Source organism: Nonomuraea sp. IBHARD001, from assembly GCF_056106265.1.
Map to the genome: position 1 here is coordinate 1,237,109 of NZ_JBWBBW010000002.1, position 18,971 is coordinate 1,256,079.

The 18,971-nt window shown below is 71.1% G+C and carries 18 protein-coding genes; 14 read left to right on the forward strand and 4 right to left on the reverse strand.

What is annotated here, in order from left to right; translation table 11 throughout:
* Window positions 1–2,142: 2,142 nt before the first annotated feature.
* The 12 genes from ACTWNK_RS08090 (at window position 2,143) to ACTWNK_RS08145 (ending at window position 12,932) form a co-directional block, all read left to right on the forward strand.
* On the forward strand, window positions 2,143–2,820 hold the full coding sequence (locus tag ACTWNK_RS08090; protein WP_474303233.1) for a hypothetical protein: 678 nt from the start codon (window positions 2,143–2,145) through the stop codon (window positions 2,818–2,820).
* A 1-nt stretch (window position 2,821) separates the two neighbouring features.
* A complete protein-coding gene (locus tag ACTWNK_RS08095; RefSeq protein ID WP_474303234.1) occupies window positions 2,822–3,727 on the forward strand; it encodes a CpaE/TadZ family protein in 906 nt (301 codons plus the stop codon).
* Window positions 3,724–5,022 carry a CpaF family protein gene (locus tag ACTWNK_RS08100; RefSeq protein WP_474303235.1) on the forward strand — a complete coding sequence of 433 codons (1,299 nt, stop codon included), beginning with the start codon at window positions 3,724–3,726 and terminating at the stop codon, window positions 5,020–5,022. Before ACTWNK_RS08095 ends, ACTWNK_RS08100 begins: the two co-directional genes overlap by 4 nt.
* A complete protein-coding gene (locus tag ACTWNK_RS08105) occupies window positions 5,019–5,891 on the forward strand; it encodes a type II secretion system F family protein (protein ID WP_474303236.1) in 873 nt (290 codons plus the stop codon). The genes ACTWNK_RS08100 and ACTWNK_RS08105 overlap by 4 nt, the downstream gene beginning before the upstream one ends.
* Window positions 5,884–6,804, forward strand: coding sequence for a type II secretion system F family protein (locus tag ACTWNK_RS08110; protein WP_474310861.1), 921 nt, complete (start codon window positions 5,884–5,886; stop codon window positions 6,802–6,804). The genes ACTWNK_RS08105 and ACTWNK_RS08110 overlap by 8 nt, the downstream gene beginning before the upstream one ends.
* A complete protein-coding gene (locus ACTWNK_RS08115; RefSeq protein ID WP_474303237.1) occupies window positions 6,801–7,049 on the forward strand; it encodes a hypothetical protein in 249 nt (82 codons plus the stop codon). Before ACTWNK_RS08110 ends, ACTWNK_RS08115 begins: the two co-directional genes overlap by 4 nt.
* Entirely contained in the window at window positions 7,046–7,489 is a 444-nt protein-coding gene (locus tag ACTWNK_RS08120) for a TadE/TadG family type IV pilus assembly protein (protein ID WP_474303238.1), read from the forward strand. Before ACTWNK_RS08115 ends, ACTWNK_RS08120 begins: the two co-directional genes overlap by 4 nt.
* Window positions 7,480–7,878 carry a TadE/TadG family type IV pilus assembly protein gene (locus tag ACTWNK_RS08125; protein ID WP_474303239.1) on the forward strand — a complete coding sequence of 133 codons (399 nt, stop codon included), beginning with the start codon at window positions 7,480–7,482 and terminating at the stop codon, window positions 7,876–7,878. The genes ACTWNK_RS08120 and ACTWNK_RS08125 overlap by 10 nt, the downstream gene beginning before the upstream one ends.
* Window positions 7,875–8,300, forward strand: a complete 426-nt coding sequence (locus ACTWNK_RS08130; RefSeq protein ID WP_474303240.1) for an Rv3654c family TadE-like protein — start codon at window positions 7,875–7,877, stop codon at window positions 8,298–8,300. Before ACTWNK_RS08125 ends, ACTWNK_RS08130 begins: the two co-directional genes overlap by 4 nt.
* Window positions 8,301–8,402: 102 nt before the next feature.
* Window positions 8,403–11,309, forward strand: a complete 2,907-nt coding sequence (locus ACTWNK_RS08135) for a BTAD domain-containing putative transcriptional regulator (protein WP_474303241.1) — start codon at window positions 8,403–8,405, stop codon at window positions 11,307–11,309.
* A 79-nt stretch (window positions 11,310–11,388) separates the two neighbouring features.
* Window positions 11,389–12,021, forward strand: coding sequence for a hypothetical protein (locus tag ACTWNK_RS08140; protein WP_474303242.1), 633 nt, complete (start codon window positions 11,389–11,391; stop codon window positions 12,019–12,021).
* A complete protein-coding gene (locus tag ACTWNK_RS08145) occupies window positions 12,018–12,932 on the forward strand; it encodes a hypothetical protein (protein ID WP_474303243.1) in 915 nt (304 codons plus the stop codon). Before ACTWNK_RS08140 ends, ACTWNK_RS08145 begins: the two co-directional genes overlap by 4 nt.
* On the opposite strand, the gene ACTWNK_RS08150 is transcribed toward ACTWNK_RS08145, so the two are convergent.
* Window positions 12,929–13,378, reverse strand: a complete 450-nt coding sequence (locus ACTWNK_RS08150; protein WP_474303244.1) for a MarR family winged helix-turn-helix transcriptional regulator — start codon at window positions 13,376–13,378, stop codon at window positions 12,929–12,931. The two genes, ACTWNK_RS08145 and ACTWNK_RS08150, sit on opposite strands and share 4 nt — an antisense overlap.
* A gap of 124 nt (window positions 13,379–13,502) precedes the next feature.
* Here ACTWNK_RS08150 and ACTWNK_RS08155 point away from each other — a divergent pair, with 124 nt between their 5' ends.
* On the forward strand, window positions 13,503–14,666 hold the full coding sequence (locus ACTWNK_RS08155; protein ID WP_474303245.1) for an MFS transporter: 1,164 nt from the start codon (window positions 13,503–13,505) through the stop codon (window positions 14,664–14,666).
* Window positions 14,667–14,713: 47 nt separating this feature from the next.
* Here ACTWNK_RS08155 and ACTWNK_RS08160 read toward each other — a convergent pair whose 3' ends face one another.
* The 3 genes from ACTWNK_RS08160 to ACTWNK_RS08170 all read right to left on the reverse strand — a co-directional run bounded on the left by ACTWNK_RS08160 (window position 14,714) and on the right by ACTWNK_RS08170 (window position 17,915).
* Window positions 14,714–15,214: a methylated-DNA--[protein]-cysteine S-methyltransferase gene (locus ACTWNK_RS08160; protein WP_474303246.1), complete on the reverse strand. Its 501-nt coding sequence runs from the start codon at window positions 15,212–15,214 to the stop codon at window positions 14,714–14,716.
* A complete protein-coding gene (locus ACTWNK_RS08165) occupies window positions 15,211–16,638 on the reverse strand; it encodes an Ada metal-binding domain-containing protein (protein WP_474303247.1) in 1,428 nt (475 codons plus the stop codon). The genes ACTWNK_RS08160 and ACTWNK_RS08165 overlap by 4 nt, the downstream gene beginning before the upstream one ends.
* 68 nt (window positions 16,639–16,706) lie before the next feature.
* Window positions 16,707–17,915, reverse strand: a complete 1,209-nt coding sequence (locus tag ACTWNK_RS08170) for an MFS transporter (RefSeq protein WP_474303248.1) — start codon at window positions 17,913–17,915, stop codon at window positions 16,707–16,709.
* 60 nt (window positions 17,916–17,975) lie between these two features.
* Between ACTWNK_RS08170 and ACTWNK_RS08175 the strand changes: the two genes are divergently transcribed.
* Window positions 17,976–18,944: an ArsR/SmtB family transcription factor gene (locus ACTWNK_RS08175; RefSeq protein ID WP_474303249.1), complete on the forward strand. Its 969-nt coding sequence runs from the start codon at window positions 17,976–17,978 to the stop codon at window positions 18,942–18,944.
* Window positions 18,945–18,971: the final 27 nt, after the last annotated feature.

The following is an 18,971-nucleotide window of genomic DNA, read 5'->3' on the forward strand; positions in this document are numbered from 1 at the left end:
GGGTGGTGTGGGGAGACTGCGGGCTGCCTGGGCGGGCTGTCCCCGGTGCTGTTGAACCTGGTGGGGCTGTCCTGGGTGGCGTCGGCTCCGGTGGTGTTGTCGCCCTGGGGGATGAGCCTGGGTGTGACGGGTCCGGAGGGTGATTGCCCGGGGTTGTCGGGGATGCGGCGTCGATGCCGTAGGGGGCTCGAGCTCTGGAGAGGCGTAGCACCTTGGCCAACGGCTCTTCGACTTGGTCGTCGAGGGCTCGGGCGAGACGCGCGACGGTGGTGTCGTCATCGGCCTCAATCACGACGTCACGGTCGCCGCGCCGGTCCAGCACGGTGAGCATGATCCGCATCTGCCGTCTCCTCGGGTCGTTCCCCCGCCGCCAACCTAACTCGGGAGAGGTCGCTCATCCTGCCCGATGACGGCAACAGCATGAGACCGTCACAGCCAACCTGTGGATAACTCGGCTGCCTGTGGACAAAGGTGGGTGACACTGCCTTGTTTGTGATGCTAAGTGGGTAAAAAACGCCTTATGGGGCGTTTGGTGGGGGCGGTGTGGTGATTTGGCTGTGGATAGAGCTGTGGATAACTCTGTGACTACTGGGGGTGCTTGGCGTGTCGCTGGAGGGTGATTGGGGTGGGGTGGGTGGTGGGTGGAGGTGGGGTGGGGCGTTGCTGGGCTTGGGGCTGGGTGCTCGGTGGCGATGTGCTTGCAGGGTCTTGAGGGAGAGTGGGGGAGAGGGCTTGTGTGGGTGGGACGGGCGAGTCGGTGGTGTCCGCGCAACGTGCTGGCCGGGCGGTGGTCTCAAGCTGTCGGGAGCGTGGAGCGGGGAGGCTGGGCTTCGGAGGGAGGATTCTGGGAGGGAGATGGTGGGGCGGGGGGGGAGAGGCGTGGAGGTGGCGGTATTGGGATGTGCGGAGAGACCGGGCGGCAAGGTGGGGCCGCAGTGTAGGGCGGAGAAAGTCGGGGCGAGGGGGTCGGAGGCGAAGAAACGGGAGGCGAAGAGTAGGGGACGAGAGGGGAAGGGGGGGTGGGAATGGGGCAGGTTGTGGGGGCGAGGGGTGCGTATGGGTAGGGAGTGGGGGCAAGCCGGCTGAAGGGAGGGAATGTGGGAGGGCGGTGCTAACGGAGGGGCTGGGTGGACTGAGGGGTGGGGCGGAGCGTGAGGGTGTGGTGAGGGGAGGGCGGACGGTGGAGTGTGAGGCGGTGTGAATGGGGCTGCTGTTCGCAGGTGGGCTTTTGTGGTGCTGGGTTTGTTGTGACAGTTCGTCGACTGCTGTTCGCGGGGGTGCTGTTCACTGTGTGGTGTTCGAGGTGTGCTGTTCGTTTGCGACGCGTGCCCGGCGTAGGGGCATGTGTGCGAGCTGTCATGAACATGAACCGCCGTGGTAAGCACTTCGCCAGCGCAACTCCTCGTTGAGGGCGACGCACCCAACGACGTGACGCACCCAACGACGTGACGCACCCGACAGGTGCGATGGACGCGTCGGATGCAGTGCAGGTGACGGATGCAGTGCATGTGATGGATGTAGCGGACACGACGAACATGACAGATGCGACGCACGTGGCGGATCTGACGGACGTAACGGAGCCGGCGCACTCGACAGAGCCAGGCCACGCGAGAGAACCAGACCACGCGAGAGAACCAGCGCACGCATCGGATATGCCGACCCGGCTGCCGCGACGGACACAGTCCACGAGACGATCTCGCCGACCTCGACAGTCCTGCCCTGAAGTCCACTCCGAACCCTCAACCCCACCACGCCCAACCACCCACCTCACTCCACCCCGCCCGCTCCACCACCCCGCCACTCCCAACCCCATCCCGCACCACCAAACCCCATCCCACCCACCTCAACCCCCCACACCCCCACCCCGCACAACCACCCCACCCCCCTCACCAGCCACTACACCCCCACCCCACACCCCACCCCAATAACCACCAATCAAAGTGCCCAATGTGACCAGCGTGAACATATATCACAAAACGCCCATTCAAGGCCACCCTTTATTCACCCTAGGTATGGCCTCATTCGCCTTGACAGAGCTCCACCTGCGATTCGAGCATGGTTCCGGCCATTTACCTACCACCCTCTCAGTCGCCTGCACATAATGGCTTGAATTCCACAATTTGCAATGGGAGCCCCCTACCCATGAGGACCAGCGAAAAGCCCGCGCCCACCGCGGCGGGCGCGAGCGGCGCGCTCTCGGGCCCGGCGTCGCGCAAGCTCCCAGTGCCACCCCGTGAACGCAAACCGGCGCTGGCCGCGCTTGCCGTACTTCTCATCCTCGGTGGGGCGCTCGCCACCACCCTGCTGGTGCTGCGCAGTGGGGAGCGGGTTTCGGCGATCAAGGTGGTCAGGCAGATCGGGGCGGGGCAGCAGATTCCCGAGACGGCGCTGGCCGAGGTGCAGATCGCCCAGACCGACATCGAGTACGTGCTGTACAAGCACAAGGCGGCGGTCGCGCAGACGTTCGCCAGTGTGACGCTGATCCCGGGCACGCTGCTGACCAGGGACATGACCATGGTGGCCAGTCAGGAGCTCGGGCCGGGCAAGGCGAAGGTGGGGCTCGCGCTCAAGCCGGGGCAGGCTCCGGCGGGGCTGGACGTGGGCGACCGCGTGCAGGTGATCTACGTGCCCGGACGCAACACCACCAGTGCCAGCCGGGTGCTGGCGCAGAGCGCGCTGGTGCACAGCGTGCCCACGCAGGGCAGGACCGGCTCGACGGGCGTGGTGACCGTGATCGTCGACAGTTCGGTGTCGCCGGAGATCGTGGGCTATGCCGCCATGGGCGAGATCGCCGTCGCCGAGCTGCCGGGAGCGCGCTGACGTGGCGCTCATCGTACTGGCCGCCGACAAGGGCGCACCGGGCGTGACCACGGCCGCCACGGCGCTGGGCGCCGTCTGGCCCAGGCCCGTGCTGCTCGCCGAGTGCGACCCGGCGGGCGGCGACCTGGCCTACCGGCTGCCCGCCGCCGACGGCGGCGTGCTGAACCCGGGCAAGGGCCTGCTCACCCTCGGCGCCACCGCCAGGCGCGGCCTGGAGTCCGCCCAGATCCACGAGCACACACAGAAGATCGTCGGCGGCCTCGACGTGCTGGCCGGCATCACGCACGGCGAGCAGGCGGCCGGTCTGACCTGGATGTGGGGGCCGCTCGGCCGGGCGTTCGCGGCGATGCCGCAGGCCGATGTGATCGCCGACTGCGGCAGGCTCGGCGCCTACCCGCAGATCGGCGACCTGATCGCGGAGGCGGGACTGCTGGTGCTGTTCACGCGGGCGAGCCTCGACCATGTGGCGCACCTGCGCGAACGCCTGGCGATCAGCAAGCGCGGCCCGCAGATCGGCGTCGTCGTCATCGCCGATCCCAGGCAGTACCGTTCGTCGATCGACGACGTGCGCAGGATCGTCGGCACCAGCGCGGCCTTCGTACACGGTCTGGCCTACGACCCGAAGGGCGCGGAGCTGCTGCGCGGGCAGTGGGGCGGGCGTTTGGACCGTTCGCTGCTCGTCAGGACGGCCAGGGAGCTGGCCGGTCGCCTGGCCGGTCACCTCAGCGCCGCCCCGGCCAAGGTCCGCTACACCGACGCCCCGCCGACGGCCAAACCACAGCCCCAGCCCCAGTCCCAGCCCCAGCAGGCGCTGCCGCAGAAGCAGCCGACCGGCGGCCAGGGCGTCGTCACCAGGGGCAGGACGACCGGCAGCGCCGAGCCCGTGCCCGGCGGTGAGCCGCGATGATCGACCACACGCTGGTCAAGCGGTTCCGCCAGGACGTGGGTGACCGCCTGGCCCACCAGCGCCGCATCGACCAGGCCAACGGCCTGGCCGCGATGACGGGCGAGGACGAACGCCAGTTCGCCAGGGCACTCATCTCCCAGGTCCTGGAGGAGCACGCCAGGAACGAGATCGGCTCAGGCCGTACCCCTCCCTCCATGGAGGAGGAGGAGGGCCTGGCCGCGGGCATCCACGCGGCGCTGTTCGGGGTCGGCAGGCTGCAGCCGCTGCTCGACGACGCCGACGTCGAGAACATCGACATCAACGGCTGCGACCGCGTCTTCGTCGGCTACGCGGACGGCCAGGAGCTCACCCAGGACCCGGTCGCCGACTCCGACGACGAGCTGATCGAGCTCATCCAGATCCTCGCCGCGTACTCCGGCCTGAGCTCGCGCCCGTTCGACACCGCCAACCCGCAGCTCGACCTGCGCCTGCCCGACGGCTCCCGGCTCAGCGCCGTGATGGACGTGACCGTGCGCCCGGCGGTGTCGATCAGGCGGGCCAGGCTCGGCAAGGTGTTCCTGACCGACCTGGTGGGCAACGGCACGCTGACGCCCGATCTGGCGAGGTTCCTCGCCGCCGCGGTCTCCGCGCGCAAGAACGTGATGATCGCCGGATCGACCAACGCGGGCAAGACCACGCTGCTGCGGGCGCTGGCCAACGAGATCGCGCCGCACGAACGCCTGATCACGGTGGAACGCGCACTGGAGCTCGGCCTCGACCAGTTCCCCGAGCTGCATCCGAACGTCGTCGCGTTCGAGCAGCGCCTGCCCAACTCCGAGGGCCAGGGCGAGATCAGCATGGCCGAGCTGGTCAGGAGGTCGCTGCGGATGAACCCCTCGCGGGTCATCGTCGGCGAGGTGCTCGGCGACGAGATCGTCACGATGCTCAACGCGATGACCCAGGGCAACGACGGCTCGCTGTCCACCATCCACGCCAACTCCAGCATGGAGGTCTTCAACCGCATCGCCACCTACGCCCTGCAGGCCCGCGAACGGCTGCCGATCGAGGCCTCGCACATGCTCATCGCGGGTGCGATCGACTTCGTGGTCTTCGTCGAGAAGCGCAACGACTACCACAGCGGCGGCAGGCTGCGGCGCTACGTCTCCAGCGTGCGCGAGGTCAACGGCTGCGACGGGCGCGTGCTGTCGTCGGAGGTGTTCGCGCCGAGCCACGACGGCACCGCGATGCCGCACGCCCCGCTGTCGTGCCTGGACGAGCTCATCGCACACGGGTACTCACCCGGAGGCTACGCATGATCCCCCTCGACCCCCTGGCCCTGCTCTCCGGCGCCCTCTGCGGAGGCGGCCTGTTCCTGCTGGTGATGAGCCTGTACGGCATGCGCCCGAGGGCGGCGATGCCCAAGACGCGCAGGCGGCAGATCGTCAGGGCCCTGTCGACGCGGGTGGCGATCGCGACGGCGACGTCGGTGCTCGTGCTGGTGTTCACCGGCTGGCCGGTCATGGCGGTGGGCAGTGCGGCCCTGATCCTGGCGTGGGGCGGCCTGACGGGCGGCGCGGCCGAGGAGCGCACGGCGATGCACAGGCTGGAGGGGCTGGCCGCCTGGACGGAGTCGTTGCGCGACACGATCGCCGGTGCCGCCGGGCTCGAACAGGCGATCCCCTCCTCCATCCGGGCTGCGGCCCCGGCGCTGAAGCCGCATCTGCGGGCCCTGGTCGACCGGCTGCACACCAGGATGGCGCTGCCGGACGCGCTGCGGCTGTTCGCCGACGAGCTGGACGACCCTTCGGCCGACCTGGTGATCGCCGCACTCGTCCTGAACTCGAAGCTGCGCGGTCCCGGCCTGCGCGACGTGCTCGGCGCGCTGGCGGTCTCGGCACGCGAGGAGCTGGACATGCGCCGCCGGGTCGAGGCCGAGCGCCGTTCGACCCGGCGCAGCGTGCAGATCGTGGTGCTGACCGCCGTGGTGTTCGCCTCGCTGCTGATCGTCTTCAATCCGAGCTACGTCTCGGAGTACCAATCCCTGCTCGGCCAGGCGGTGCTCGTCGTGGTCGCGGGGCTGTTCGGGGCCGGGTTCGCGTGGATGCGCAGGCTGGCCCGTTTCGACAAGCCGACCAGGCTGCTGACGGGCGCGCTGGAGACGACGGGCGGTGCCGGACATGGTTGAGGGCGTGCTCGCCGGAGGGCTGCTGGGGATCGGGCTGTTCCTGCTCATCAGGGCGCTGTTCCCGGCCAGGCCCGGCCTGGTGGCCCAGCTGATCGCCCTGGACGCCGTACGCGAGGAGGGCACGGCCCCTTCGTTGCGGCTCGTGCTGCCCGACGAGGAGGTCGGCGCGTTCCGGCGCGGTCTCGGCGTGCGCCTGGCCCGCTTCTACGCCGCACGCGGCTGGGAGGCCCGTTCGACCAAGGCCGACCTGGCCCTGGTCGGCCGTTCGTTCGAGGGCTTCCTCGCCACGAAGGCGCTGCTGGCCGCCTCCGGCCTGCTCGCCTTCCCGCTGCTGGTCGGCTGGCTGGCGCTGATGGAGTGGGGCACCTCCGCGACCATCCCGCTGTGGGCGGCGCTCGGCATCGCCGTCGTGTTCTTCTTCCTGCCCGACCTCCAGGTACGGCGTGACGCGGCCTCCAAGCGCCGCGACTTCCGCCATGTGGTCGGCGCCTTCCTCGACCTGGTGTCGATGAACCTGGCGGGCGGCAGGGGCGTGCCCGAGGCCCTGATGATGGCCGTTTCGGTCAGCGGCGACGCGCCCAACTGGGCGATGGCCCGCATCCGCGAGGCGCTCAACGGCGCCAGGATCGTCGGCATCACCCCTTGGCAGGCGCTCGGCCAGCTCGGCGACGAGATCAATGTCGACGAGCTGCGCGACCTGTCGGCGGCACTCGGCCTGGTCGCCGACGACGGCGCCAAGGTGCGTGCCTCGCTCACCGCACGGGCGGCGACGTTGCGCAGGCGTGAACTGGCCGAGATCGAGGGCAGAGCGGGAGAACGCTCGCAGTCGATGCTCGTCGCCCAGCTCCTGCTCTGCGCGGGATTCGTGATCTTCCTCAGTTTTCCGGCCGCTATGAAGATGTTGGGGTCATGATGATGAACCATCCATGGATCGTCTACCTGGTCGCCTACCTGGGCGTACGCATTCACCGAGCCCGCACCGCCCCCTCACGCGGCGCCTCGGCCGTGGAGTGGGTGATCATCACCGCGATCATCGCCGGGGTCGCGCTCGGCCTCGCCACGCTCATCAAGACGCTCGTCGAGCAGAAGCAGGGCGAGCTCGAAGGCAGCTTCGGCGGAGGAGGCGGCGGCGGAACGGGCGGTGGCGAAGACGGATGACCCGTAGCGCTGCGCCACGCCGTACCCGCAGGGACCGGGGTGCGACGGTGATCGAGCTGGCCATGCTCATGCCGGTCCTGCTCGCACTGGTGCTGCTGATCGTCCAGGTCACGCTGTGGTTCCACGGCCGTCAGGTCGCCGACGCGGCGGCCAGGGAGGGCGCGCGCATCGCCAGGGCGGCCCCGCACGACTCCGGGTCGTGGGAGGCCGACGCCGAGGCGCGTGCCGTCGACCTGGCCACGGCGATCGGGCCCAAGCTGCTGACCGAGGTCGAGGCGGAGGCGCAGGAGAAGGACGGCGACGAGCGCTGGGTCACGGTCACCGGCCAGGGCGTCGCGGTGATCCCGCTGCTGCCCGAGCTGACCTTCACCATCACGGCCTCCTACGGCGGGCCGATCGAGTGTTTCCGCCCGGACGACGGGAGTGGCGAGTGCGGCTGAGAAGGGCCGATCGCGGCTCCATGGCGGTGGAGACGGTCATGCTGGCGCCGGTGTTCCTGCTGTTCCTCATGTTCCTGGCGGGAGCGGGCCGGTTGGTCGAGGCGCAGGGCGAGGTCAACGGCGCCGCGCGCGACGCCGCCAGGTCCGCTTCGGTGCAGCGCACGATGGCCGACGCCGAGGAGGCGGCCACGGCCACGGTCGAGGACGTGCTGGACGGCGAGTGCGAAGGGGCGAAGGCCTCGTTGTCGGGCACCGAGTGGAAGGCGGGCGGCCAGGTCGAGGCCGAGGTCACCTGCGAACTCGACCTGGAGCTGTTCGGCTTCGGGATCGGCAAGACGATGACGGGCACGGCGGTCGTGCCACTGGAGCGGTTCAGGAGGGTCGAGTGAGGGCGTCGGCGGGCTCCGACAGGGGGTCGATGTCGGTGTTCACCGTGATCTTCTCGGTGATCGTCTTCCTGCTCGCCGGACTGCTGGTGGACGGTGGAGCGGCGATCAACGCCAGACTGCGCGCCGCCGACATCGCCGAGCAGGCGGCGCGGGCCGGAGCCGACGAGATCGACGTGGAGTACCTCAGATCGACGGGCAAGGCCAGACTGCTGGGCGAGGGCGAGGTGTGCGGCCGGGCCGAGGAGATCGTCTCGGCGCACGGCGAGGACGAGGTGGCCACCGGATCGTGCTCGGTGGGCGGCGCGGCGGAGGAGGTCACGGTGGAGGTGAGCGTGAAGTGGACGGCGTTCTTCCTCAGCGCGCTCGGCTTCCCCGGCTCGGACATGAAGGCCGAGGCCACCGCCGGACCGGAGGCCAGGTGAGCGCGACGGCCGGTGTAACACGGCGGGGAGTCAGACCGAAACGGTCCTGTGGGTGGCCGGGAGGGACAGCCGGGGATCACGCTGGAGAGGAAGGGAGTGGCGATGCCGACGCGAGAGCCCGCACGTCCGCCGGGCGGTAAGCGACTCCCCGATCCGGCCCGCCCGAGCGGGGACCCGCCCACCAAGAGGCCGGGCCGCCCGATCAACGACCCGCAGGGCCCGCGCAAGCACCCCGCCGCCCGCATTCCGGTCAAACGTACGGCGGGCGACGTGCTGGCCGGGCTCGGCGCGCTCGTCATCCTGGCCGCGCTGCTGGGCGGCGTGCCCTACGCCCTGCTGACGCTCGTCGGCCCGCCGGTCGCACCCGAGCTGCTCGACCTCGACCTGCTGACCAGCCAGGTCGGCACCAGCACGATCGTGGCGATCCTCGTCCTGTTCGTCTGGCTCGCCTGGCTGCAGCTGACCGTGTGCGTGCTGGTCGAGCTCTACGCCGGGGTGCGCAGGATCGGCATGCCGGCCAGGGTTCCGCTGTCGGGCGGCACGCAGGTGCTGGCCAATCGCCTGGTGTCGGCGGCGTTGCTGCTGTTCACCGCGGGAGCCGTCGCCGTGCCGATCGCCAAGATCGGCACGCCGGCCGACGCGACGCCGCCCGCCGTGAGCGTGGTGTACTCCGCGCCCGTCGCCGAGCAGGGCACGCTGGAGCTGCGCAAGGCCAAGAAGGTCTACGTGGTCCAGCCGCCGCACGGACGCCACCACGAGAGTCTGTGGGAGATCGCGGAGAAGTGTCTCGGCGAGGGACGGCGCTACCCGGAGATCTTCAAGCTCAACGAGCACAAGCAGCAGCCGGACGGCAGCAAGCTGCACATGGCCGATCTGATCAGGCCCGGCTGGGTGCTCGACATGCCGGACGACGCGGTCAATGTGCACATCGTGCCCGAAGGCCAGCAGCGCGAACGCACCCTGAAGGAGAACCCGGGCAAGCCCGCCGAGCTCGACGGCTCCTCCCAGCAGGTCGTCTCCAGGCCGGAGGCGGTGCCCGCACCACGCCTGCCCGACGCCGCCGAGTCCCTCCCCCTGGAGGAGTGGCTGGCCCCCGCCGAACCCGAGGCGAAAGCCGAGCCACCCGCGAAGGCGGAGCAACCGGCGAAGGCCGAACCCCCGGCGAAATCGCCGATCCCGGCGCAGGAGAGCGGCGAGCCGGGCGACTCCCAGCCCGCGCTCGACCTCGTCGACTACCTGGCGGGCGCCTCCCTGGCCGCCGCCGGGCTGCTGGCCGCGCTCGGCAGGCGCAGGCGTGAGCAGCTGTGGCGCAGGGCGTTCGGGCACCGCCTGACCAGACCGCGCGACGACGCGGCCACGGCCGAGGTCGCGCTCAGGCTCGGCGCGGACGCGCCCGGCGCCCGGATGCTCGACAGCGGCCTGCGCCTGCTCGGCTCCGAACTCGCCGCGCAGGAGCGCACGCCGCCGACCATCTACGCGGCCCACCTGTCGCCGCGCACGCTCGATCTGTGGATCCACCCGCCCGACACCGAGGCGCCGCTGCCGTGGACGGCGCACGACGGCGGCCAGGTCTGGCGGCTGGCCGCGCACGAGGGCAGGCTGCTGGCCGACCAGAGCGGCGGCGCGCCGTACCCGGGGCTGGTCTCGCTGGGGGCCGACGCCTCGGGGCGGGTGCTGATCGACCTGGAGGCGGCGCAGGGGCTGATCAACATTCGCGGGCCGCAGACCGCCGCCGCGCTGGCCGCACTGGCGGTCGAGCTGGCGACGAACCGGTGGTCGGACGAGATGCGGCTGACGCTGGTCGGGTTCGGCGAGGCGCTCGACGTGATCGCGCCCGACCGTATCCGGATCGCGGGCAGTCTGGCCGAGGTGCTGCCCGAGCTGGAGGAGCAGGCCGAGCCGCGCGCCCAGGTGCTCACCGGTCGCATCGGCGGCACACCGGGCAAGGCGCACTACCTGCTGTCGGCCGTCGCGCCGACGCCCGAGGAGGCGCGCAGGCTGGCCCAACTGGCCCGCACCGACAGCGGCGGCTATGTGGTCACCGGTGAGATCCCGCACGCCACCTGGACGCTGGAGATCACCGAGGACGGCATCGCCAGGATCCCCGAGCTCGGGTTCGAGGTGACGGCCCAGCTGCTGCCCGTACGGCACTACCAGGCGCTCATCGACCTGTTCGGCACGGCGGTGCACTTCGAGGGCGAGGCGATGCCCGACGAGCCGCCGATGGAGGAGATGCTCCCGCCGCAGGTGGAGATCAAGCTGCTCGGCCCGATCGAGGTCGCCGGGGCCAAGCCGATGGAGGAGGGCCGGATGGCCCTGGCCACCGAGCTGCTGGTGTACCTCTCCACCCATCCGGGCGGTGTGCATCCCGTCGTGCTCGGCGGTGTGCTGTGGCCGCGCGGCGTGCAGTCGGTCGTACGCGACGCGACGATCGCCAGGGTCGCCGACTGGCTGGGCGAGGACGAGGACGGCAACCCCCACCTGCACACCGACGAGGCGGGCAGGCTACGGCTCGGCCCGCACGTCCGCACCGACTGGGCGCTGTTCCGCGAGCTCGTACGCCGCTCGCACGGCGACGTGACGGCCAGAGCCGTCCTGCTGGAGCGCGCCCTCGGCCTGGTCAGGGGCCCGCTGCTGGCCGGAAGACCGCGCGGGCGCTACTCGTGGCTGGCGGCGGACGAGCTGGAGTACGACGTGGCCGCCGGTGTGGCCGACGCCGGGCACCGACTGTGCGAGATCCACATGGCGCACGACGAGGCCGACCGCGCGGTCGGGGCGGTGCGGGCGGCGTTGCTGCTGGCCGCCGACGACGAGGGCCTGTGGCGCGACCTGCTGCGGGCCACGCACGCGACCGGCGACCCGCTGCGGATGCGGGCCGTGGTCGACGGGCTGAGCAGGCGTTCGGCCTCCCATCCCTACGGCGCGGGCATGGCACCTGAGACCGAGGCTCTGATCGACGATCTGCTGCCGACCTGGCGGATCCATGTGGTGAGGGAGAGCTCCGCATGACGCCGGAGGCAGGGATGATTCATGCCGAACATCGCATATCGCTGGTCGTGTCCTGGTCGGCGGTTCTAGCGTGATCGCCATGAGATGGCGGGTTGGCCTGCTCGCGCTGGTCCTGTTCGGCGCGGGCTGCGGCACCGACACCGACCCACCCTTCGTTCCGGGTACGGCCGTGCACGCCTCCGGCTCGGCGAACGCGGGCACGCTCGCGCCGACTCCCTCCGTCGAGACCGTCAAGCTGGGCTCCAGGCTCACCGTGCAGATCGAGCGGCCGGTCGTCGCCGACCCGGTGCACGGCGATCTGATGCGCGCCTACACCGAGCTGTACCTCGCCATGTGGAAGGCCGTCGTCACCAAGGGCGGCGACACCGCCTATCTCGGTCTGGTCCAGGAGCCCGCCGGACGCGAGGCGTACCTGTGGGTGCACGAGTTCTTCACCGACAAGCGCTCGGTCAGGGGCACCGCGAAGATCTACTCGATGAACGTCACGGCGGTCGAAGGCGGTGGCGCCCAGATCAACGCCTGTGTGGACGAGACCGGCATGCGGCTGACCTCGGCCGTCACCGGCAGGGCGGTGCCGACCCAGCCGCACTGGACCCGCGCGCCGTACCTCCAGGCCATGGTCACCCATCGCGGTGACGACGGCGTCTGGCGGATCAAGGCCTTCCGGCATGCGAAGCTGCCCGACGACCGTGCGAAGGGATGCGCCCGATGAGACTGTTCTCGCTGCTGCTGGCGGGCCTGCTCGCCTTCGATCCCGGCGGTGCGCACGGCGAAGGCTGGCAGAAGGGCAACACGGCGGGCGTCAACCTGTTCAACTCCAAGATCATAATCTCCGGCAACGGCACCAAGGGCGGCAAGGGCGACGGCTACACCGTCAAACGCCCGTGCTGGTACGAACCCGGGCCCGACGCGAGCGAGATGCTCAAGTCGCAGGAGGACGTGCGCGCCTGGTGGTTCCGGATGAACCCGCAGGGCAGCGACGCCGACTTCGAGCGGTTCCTCAAGCAGTTCAAGGACCAGATCGGCAAGCCGGGCCGCTGGTGGGTCCCCGCGTACAACGAGGCCGACCCCAAGGGTGCGGCCTGCTGGGGCGCGCTCGACCAGTTCGTCTGGGTGCCGCCGGGTTCGACGCCGCCCTCGGGGATCACGCTGGCGGAGCTGGCCGACCTCGCCAGGGCGGCGCTCACGGTGCCCGAGCCGCAGATCAAGCTCAGTCCCGACGCCAAGAGCTATGTGAACCTGCCGACGTTCGTCTGGCTCGAAGGCGTCGGCGCGACGACCCGCTCGGTCACGGCGTCGATCCCGGGCGTCATGTCCGCCACCGTCACCGCGACGCTGGAGGACATCAAGATCGACTCGGGCACGACGGCCGCGCGGGCCGAGGTCAAGACCAACTGCGGCTCCACCGGCACGCCCTATGCCAAGGGCGCGGCCTTCAGCTGCGGTGTGCGCTATCTGCGCTCGTCGATCGACCAGCCGCGTGAGGTCTACGTGCTGACCGTGACGGCCGTGTGGCCGATCGAGGTGCAGGACTCCGTCGTGCCGTTCGCCTACGACCCGGTCGAGGCGAGCGCCACCCGCGACGTGCCGGTCGGCGAGGTGCAGAGCAACGTCAAGCCCTAGACGGCGCTGCGGCTCGCGGCCACGACGGCGGCGAGCGGCGCCAGTTCGGGGATCGCGGCGGCCTCGGTCAGCACCTGTTCGAGGACCTGGTCGTGCACCGGGCGCGCGGCGGCGAGCAGGCTGCGGCCCGCCGTGGTGACCTCGGTGTAGATGCCCCTGCGGTCGTCGCCGCACAGGTACCTCGACAGCAGGCCGCGCTGCTCCAGCCTGCTCACCAGCCGGGTGGTCGCGCTCTGGCTGAGGACGACGGCGCGGGCGAGCTGCTGCATGCGCATGTGCCAGCCGTCCTGGCGGCCGAGCACGTCGAGCACGGTGTACTCGCTCACGCTCAGCTCGTGCGCCGCCTGCAGTGCGCGTTCGAGCCGTTCCTCGATCCTGGCGTGCAGGGCGGCGAGGGTACGCCAGCCCTGCGCGCGTGCCTCGACGGCGTCGTCGGCCAGTGTCATCGCTCACACTCCTTGGGGTCGGATTGGCATGCGAGGTACATGTGTGGTCATATAGTCGGCGTCTGCAACTATTGCGGGCGCTCACTATCGGCTTGTAGTTCCACTCTACCCTTTGGCGGTCCTCATGCCTCTCGCCCTCTTCGCGCTGGCGATCAGCGCCTTCGGCATCGGCACGACCGAGTTCATCATCAACGGACTGCTGCCGGAACTCGCGGCCGACTTCGGGGTCAGTATCCCGAGCGCCGGACTGCTGGTCTCCGGTTATGCGTTCGGTGTGGTGATCGGCGCGCCCGTTCTGACCGCGCTCGGCTCGCGCATGCCGCGCAAGGCGATGTTGCTCGGCCTCATGGTGCTGTTCATCGCGGGCAACCTGCTGTCGGCGCTCGCGCCCGGGTACGGCGTGCTGATGGCCGGGCGCATCCTCGCGGCCTTCTCCCACGGCGCCTACTTCGGCGTCGGGTCGGTGGTCGCGGCCAGCCTGGTGGCGCCGCATCGGCGTGCCAGTGCGATCGCGCTCATGTTCACCGGGCTCACCCTGGCCAACGTGCTCGGCGTGCCGCTCGGCACCGCGATCGGCCAGAACCTGGGCTGGCGTGCCACGTTCTGGGTCGTCACCGCCATCGGGCTGGTCGGGCTGGCCGGGGTCGCCTTCCTGGTGCCCAGGCAGCCTCGTCCCGAAGGCGGCGGCCTGCTCAAGGAGCTCGCGGCGTTTCGGTCGTCGGCCGTGTGGCTGGCGCTCGGGATGACCGTGCTCGGGTTCGCGCCGGTCTTCACCGTCATCACGTTCGTCGCGCCGATGATGACGGATGTCGCGGGCTTCTCCGCCGGGGCCGTGCCGATCGTCATGGCGCTGTTCGGCGTCGGGCTGGTCGTGGGCAACCTCGTCGGGGGCCGGTTGGCCGATCGTCACCTCATGCCCAGCATCTACGGCTCGGTCGCCCTGCTCAGCGCGCTCGCCGTCGTCCTGGCGCTGACGATGAGCTCCCAGATCGCCTTCGTCGTCACCGTCGTGCTCTTCGGCGCCGCCGCCTTCGGCGCGGTCGCCCCCCTGCAGACCCGCGTCCTCGACGCCGCCTCCGGCGCCCCCACCCTGGCCTCGGCGGCCAACATCGCCGCCTTCAACCTGGGCAACGCCATCGGCGCCTTCCTGGCCGGGCTGACCATCGACGCGGGATTCGGATACACGTCCCCGGCCTGGGTGGCGGCACTGCTGGGGCTGGGAGGACTGCTGGTCGCGGCGGCGGCGGGCCTGCAGCTCAGGCGCACGGCATCACTCGCGAACGCCTGACGATCGAGGGCGGCACGGGATCTCACCGTGCCGCCCTCAGACGTTGGTCAGATCTTCCCCGACTCGTGCGCCAGGAGCCATTCCTTCACCGGCACGCCGTAGTAGTACCCCCCGTACCCGCCCGTGGACGGCAGGACGCGGTGGCAGGGGACGAAGGGGGCGATGAGGTTCTGGGCGCAGGCGGAGCCGGCGGCGCGGGCGGCGGTGCGGGGGAGGCCGGCGCGTTCGGCGAGTTCGGCGTAGGAGACCGTGGTGCCGGCCTTCACCTCGCGCAGCGACTGGTGCAGGCGCTTGCGCGTGGCGGTGCCGGGCTGGTCGACGGGCACGGCGTCGAGGGCGTCGAGGTCGCCGTCGAAGTAGGCGGTGACGGCCTTGGTCACGTCGCCGAGGTCGTCCACCAGGCGCAGCCCTTCGGCACGCAGGGCGGGCGAGAGCCTGACGAACATCTCGTCGGGGTCGGCGGTGAACCCGGCCGCGACCAGCACGCCGTCGCGTACGAGCAGGGCCAGCGGGCCGATGGGCGTGGGCAGGGTCTGGGCGTCGATCATTCGGAGCTCCAAAGGTGCAGTGCGGCATAGGCCCGCCAGGGGCGCCACCGCTCGATGTGGTCGCCGGAGATGCCGAGTGCGGCCATGGCCCGCTTGAGGCCGAGGTCGCCTTCAGGCCAGGCGTCGGGGTCGCGCAACGCCCGCAGTGCGATGTAGCTGGCTGTCCACGGGCCGATGCCGGGCACGTGCAGCAGATGGCGTACGGCCTCGGCCGGATCCTGGCCGCCGTCGAGGTCGATCTCACCGGACGCGACCCGCTCGGCGAGATCCTTGAGCGTGCCCACACGCCTGGTCGTCAGGCCGAGCCCGTTCAGATCGGCGTCGGCGAGCGCCTGCGCCGAAGGGAACAGCCGCATGCCGTCGGCCACGGGCGTGCCCGCGCGCGCGAGGACGCGCCCGAGGATCGTGCACGCGCCCGCGACCGAGATCTGCTGCCCGACGACCGCGCGCACCGCCAGCTCGAACCCGTCGAAAGCGCCGGGCACCCGCAACCCGGGCCTGGACTCGACCAACGGCCGCAGCGCCGTCGCGCCGAGCGCCTCGTCGATCGACTCGGGGTCGGCGTCCAGGTCGAGCAGGCGACGGCTGCCCGCGACGATCCTGGCCAGCTGCCGGGTGTCGTCGAGCGTGACGTCGAGTGCGAAGTACCCGGCGACGGGCGTGAGGGTGAGCCTGCCGCCCGGCACCACCCTGCTGTAGGACGCGTCGTGCGCCACCTCCAGACCGGGTACGGCCCTGGCCTTGAGATAGGCGAAGACGGCGGCGACGTCGTAGGGCTCACGCCGATGCAGCTTGAGCCGCAGCACGGCGGCGCCGCCCGGCTCCTGCGGCTCGGCCGTGCGCGCGGCGGCCGGGCCCGAGGTGGCGCGCAGCTCGCTGGGCGTGAAGCCGTAGGTCTCCTTCATCGTGGCGTTGAACTGCCGCACGCTGCCGAACCCCGAGGCGAAGGCCACGTCGGTGATCGGCAGTGCGGTCTCGGTCAGCAGCTGCTTGGCCAGCAGCAGCCGCTTGGTCCTGGCGACGGCGAGCGGCCCGACGCCGAGTTCGGCGACGAACAGCCGGTGCAGGTGCCTTTCGGTGATGTGCAGCCGGGTGGCCAGGCCGTGTACGCCGCTGTCGTCGGCGTCGCCCCTGTCGATGAGGCGAAGCGCACGGCCGATCACGTCGCCCCTGACGTCCCAGCCGGGATCGCCGGGGCTGAGCTCGGGCCTGCACCGCTTGCACGGGCGGAACCCGGCGGCCTCGGCGGAGGCGGCGTGCCGGTAGAAACGCACGTTGCGCGAGGCGGGCGTGCGCGCGGGACAGATCGGACGGCAGTAGATCCGGGTGGAGGTCACCGCCGTGTAGAAGCGCCCGTCGAACCGCGCGTCGCGCGCGGACACGGCGCGGTAGCAGGCGTCGAAGTCGAGCTCTGTAGCGGTCATGTCATCGAATCTAACCCCTGCAGGCGACCCCCGACCGGCGGGTTTCGGACCTCACCGTCGACCGTGCGTCAGCGGGATTCGGACCGCACGGGAGACAGCAGGAACGGCGTCCAGCTCAGCCCCATGAGCACCGCCCCGGCCCACAGCGCCGCCCTGACGCCCCACACCTCGCCGATCACCCCGGCCAGCAGCCCGCCCACCCCGACGGCCCCCATGAGGATCACCCGCATGGTCGCGTTCAGCCTGCCGAGCATCGCATCCGGCGTGATCTCCTGCCGCAGACTGACCAGCAGCACATTGTTCAACCCGGTCCGGTACGTCAGCACGAACCACGCCGCGGCGGCCACCCAGAGCATCGCACCACCGTCCAGGAGCGGCACGAGCAGTGCGGCCGGAGAGGTGAGCAGGCCGACCAGCCACACGGCACGCCCCCGGCCGAGCCGTCGCCTGACGAGATGGGCGGTGGCCGACCCCGCCAGCGCACCGAGCCCGCCCACGGACAGGAACGCGCCGAGCGTCCACGCGGGCAGCCCGAGATCGGTGACGAGCAGCACCGGCAGCAGCACGGTGGTGAGCGGGAAGGCCAGGTTCGTCATGGCGCCCTGCGCCGCGACGGCGACCAGCGTGCGCTCACCCGCGAGGAAACGCACCCCTTCGATGATCGTAGGGAGCATCGGCGCCCTGGCCGAGGCGCCGGGCTCGGGCTCGGGCCGCCTGATCATCCGCAGGCCGAACGCCGATCCCAGGTACGTCACGACATTGAAGCCGATCGCCGTGTGCGCCCCCGCGACCTGGACGAGCAGCCCCGCCAGGCTCCTGCCGCCGATGTCCATGCCCGCCCCCGTGCCGACGAGCAGCGAGTTGGCCTCGGTGAGCCGTTCGCGCCCGACCAGGGACGGCACCATGCTGAGCGAGGCGACGTCGAACAGCAGGGTGCCGACCCCGGTCGCGACGGCCACGACGTACAGCTGCTCCATCGTCAGCAGGTCGAGCCACCAGGCCACGGGCACCCAGGCCAGGACGGCGGCACGGCCGAGATCGGCCGCGATCATGACGGGCCGCCTGCGCGTCCGGTCGAGCCACGCCCCCGCGGGCAGCCCGAGCAGCAGGACGGTGATCGTGCTCAACGCGCTGAGCAGCCCGACCTGCCCGGCTCCCGCGCCCAGCGCCGTGACGGCGAGCAGGGGAAGCGCCACGTACCCGACCTGGCCGCCGAGCTGGCTGACGGCGGAGGCGAGATAGAGCGAGCGGAAGTCGGCGTCACGCAGAAGCGGCATGGCCCACACGATGGGCGGACACGGATCCGGACGGCCACTGATTAAGGCAGGATGGAATCCGTGCCCAGCCTGGAGCTCGTCTTCACCCCGCAGGACGTCGCGGCCACCAGGTTCGCGCTGTCGCCGCTGTGGGAGGTGGTGGCCGCCGTGCGGGTGCTGAAGGACCCGGCCGCGCACAGTGTGAACCGGCCGTGGGCCGAGCAGGTGCGCAGGCGGGTGGCCGATGTCGACTGGCGGCTGCTCGGCGACCTGGTGCCGGTGCCGACGGTGTCGATCGTGGGATTCGTCAGCCCGCCGCCCGCCACCCAGGTGCCCGACCTGGAGCTCGAACTCGCCGGGATGCGCGCACTCGCCGACGGCGTCCGGGCCGAGCTCGACCTGGCGGGCCTGCCCGACACCGGGCCTCTCGCGGCGTTGCGCGCCGACCCCGTCGCCGGTCTGGAACGCCTTTCGCAGGAGATCAGGGCGTTCTGGGACGCGGCGCTGCTGCCGTACTGGCCGAGGATCAGGACGTTGCTCGAAGGCGACCTGATGTATCGGGCCAGGGCGCTGGCCGAGGGCGGGGTGAGCCGGATGCTCGACGGCCTGGACGCCGCCGTGTCGTGGGACGGCGAGCGGCTGCGGCTGCTCAACCGGCACTGCGAAGGGGTCAGGCCGCTCGGTGGGCGCGGGCTGCTGCTGGTGCCGTCGGTGTTCGCCTGGCCGAGGGTGTTCTCGATCACGGTGCCGCCATGGCAGCCGACCCTGAGGTACGTGCCGCGCGGAATCGCGACCCTCTGGGAACGACAGGCCGCCGACCCGCCGCGGGCGCTGGCCGCCGTGCTCGGCCGGGCCAGGGCCGCACTGCTGGCCGAGCTCGGCCAACCGGCCTCGACCCAGGAGCTTGCCCGCCGCACCGGCCTGTCGGAGCCGGGCGCCAGCCAGCACCTCACCGCCCTGCGCAGGGCGGGCCTGGTCAGCGCGCACCGCACCGGCCGTTACGTCATGTACGCCCGCACGCAGGTCGCCGAGGCCCTGCTCAACGCGTGAGGCCCGGCCACGTGTCCGACATGTGCG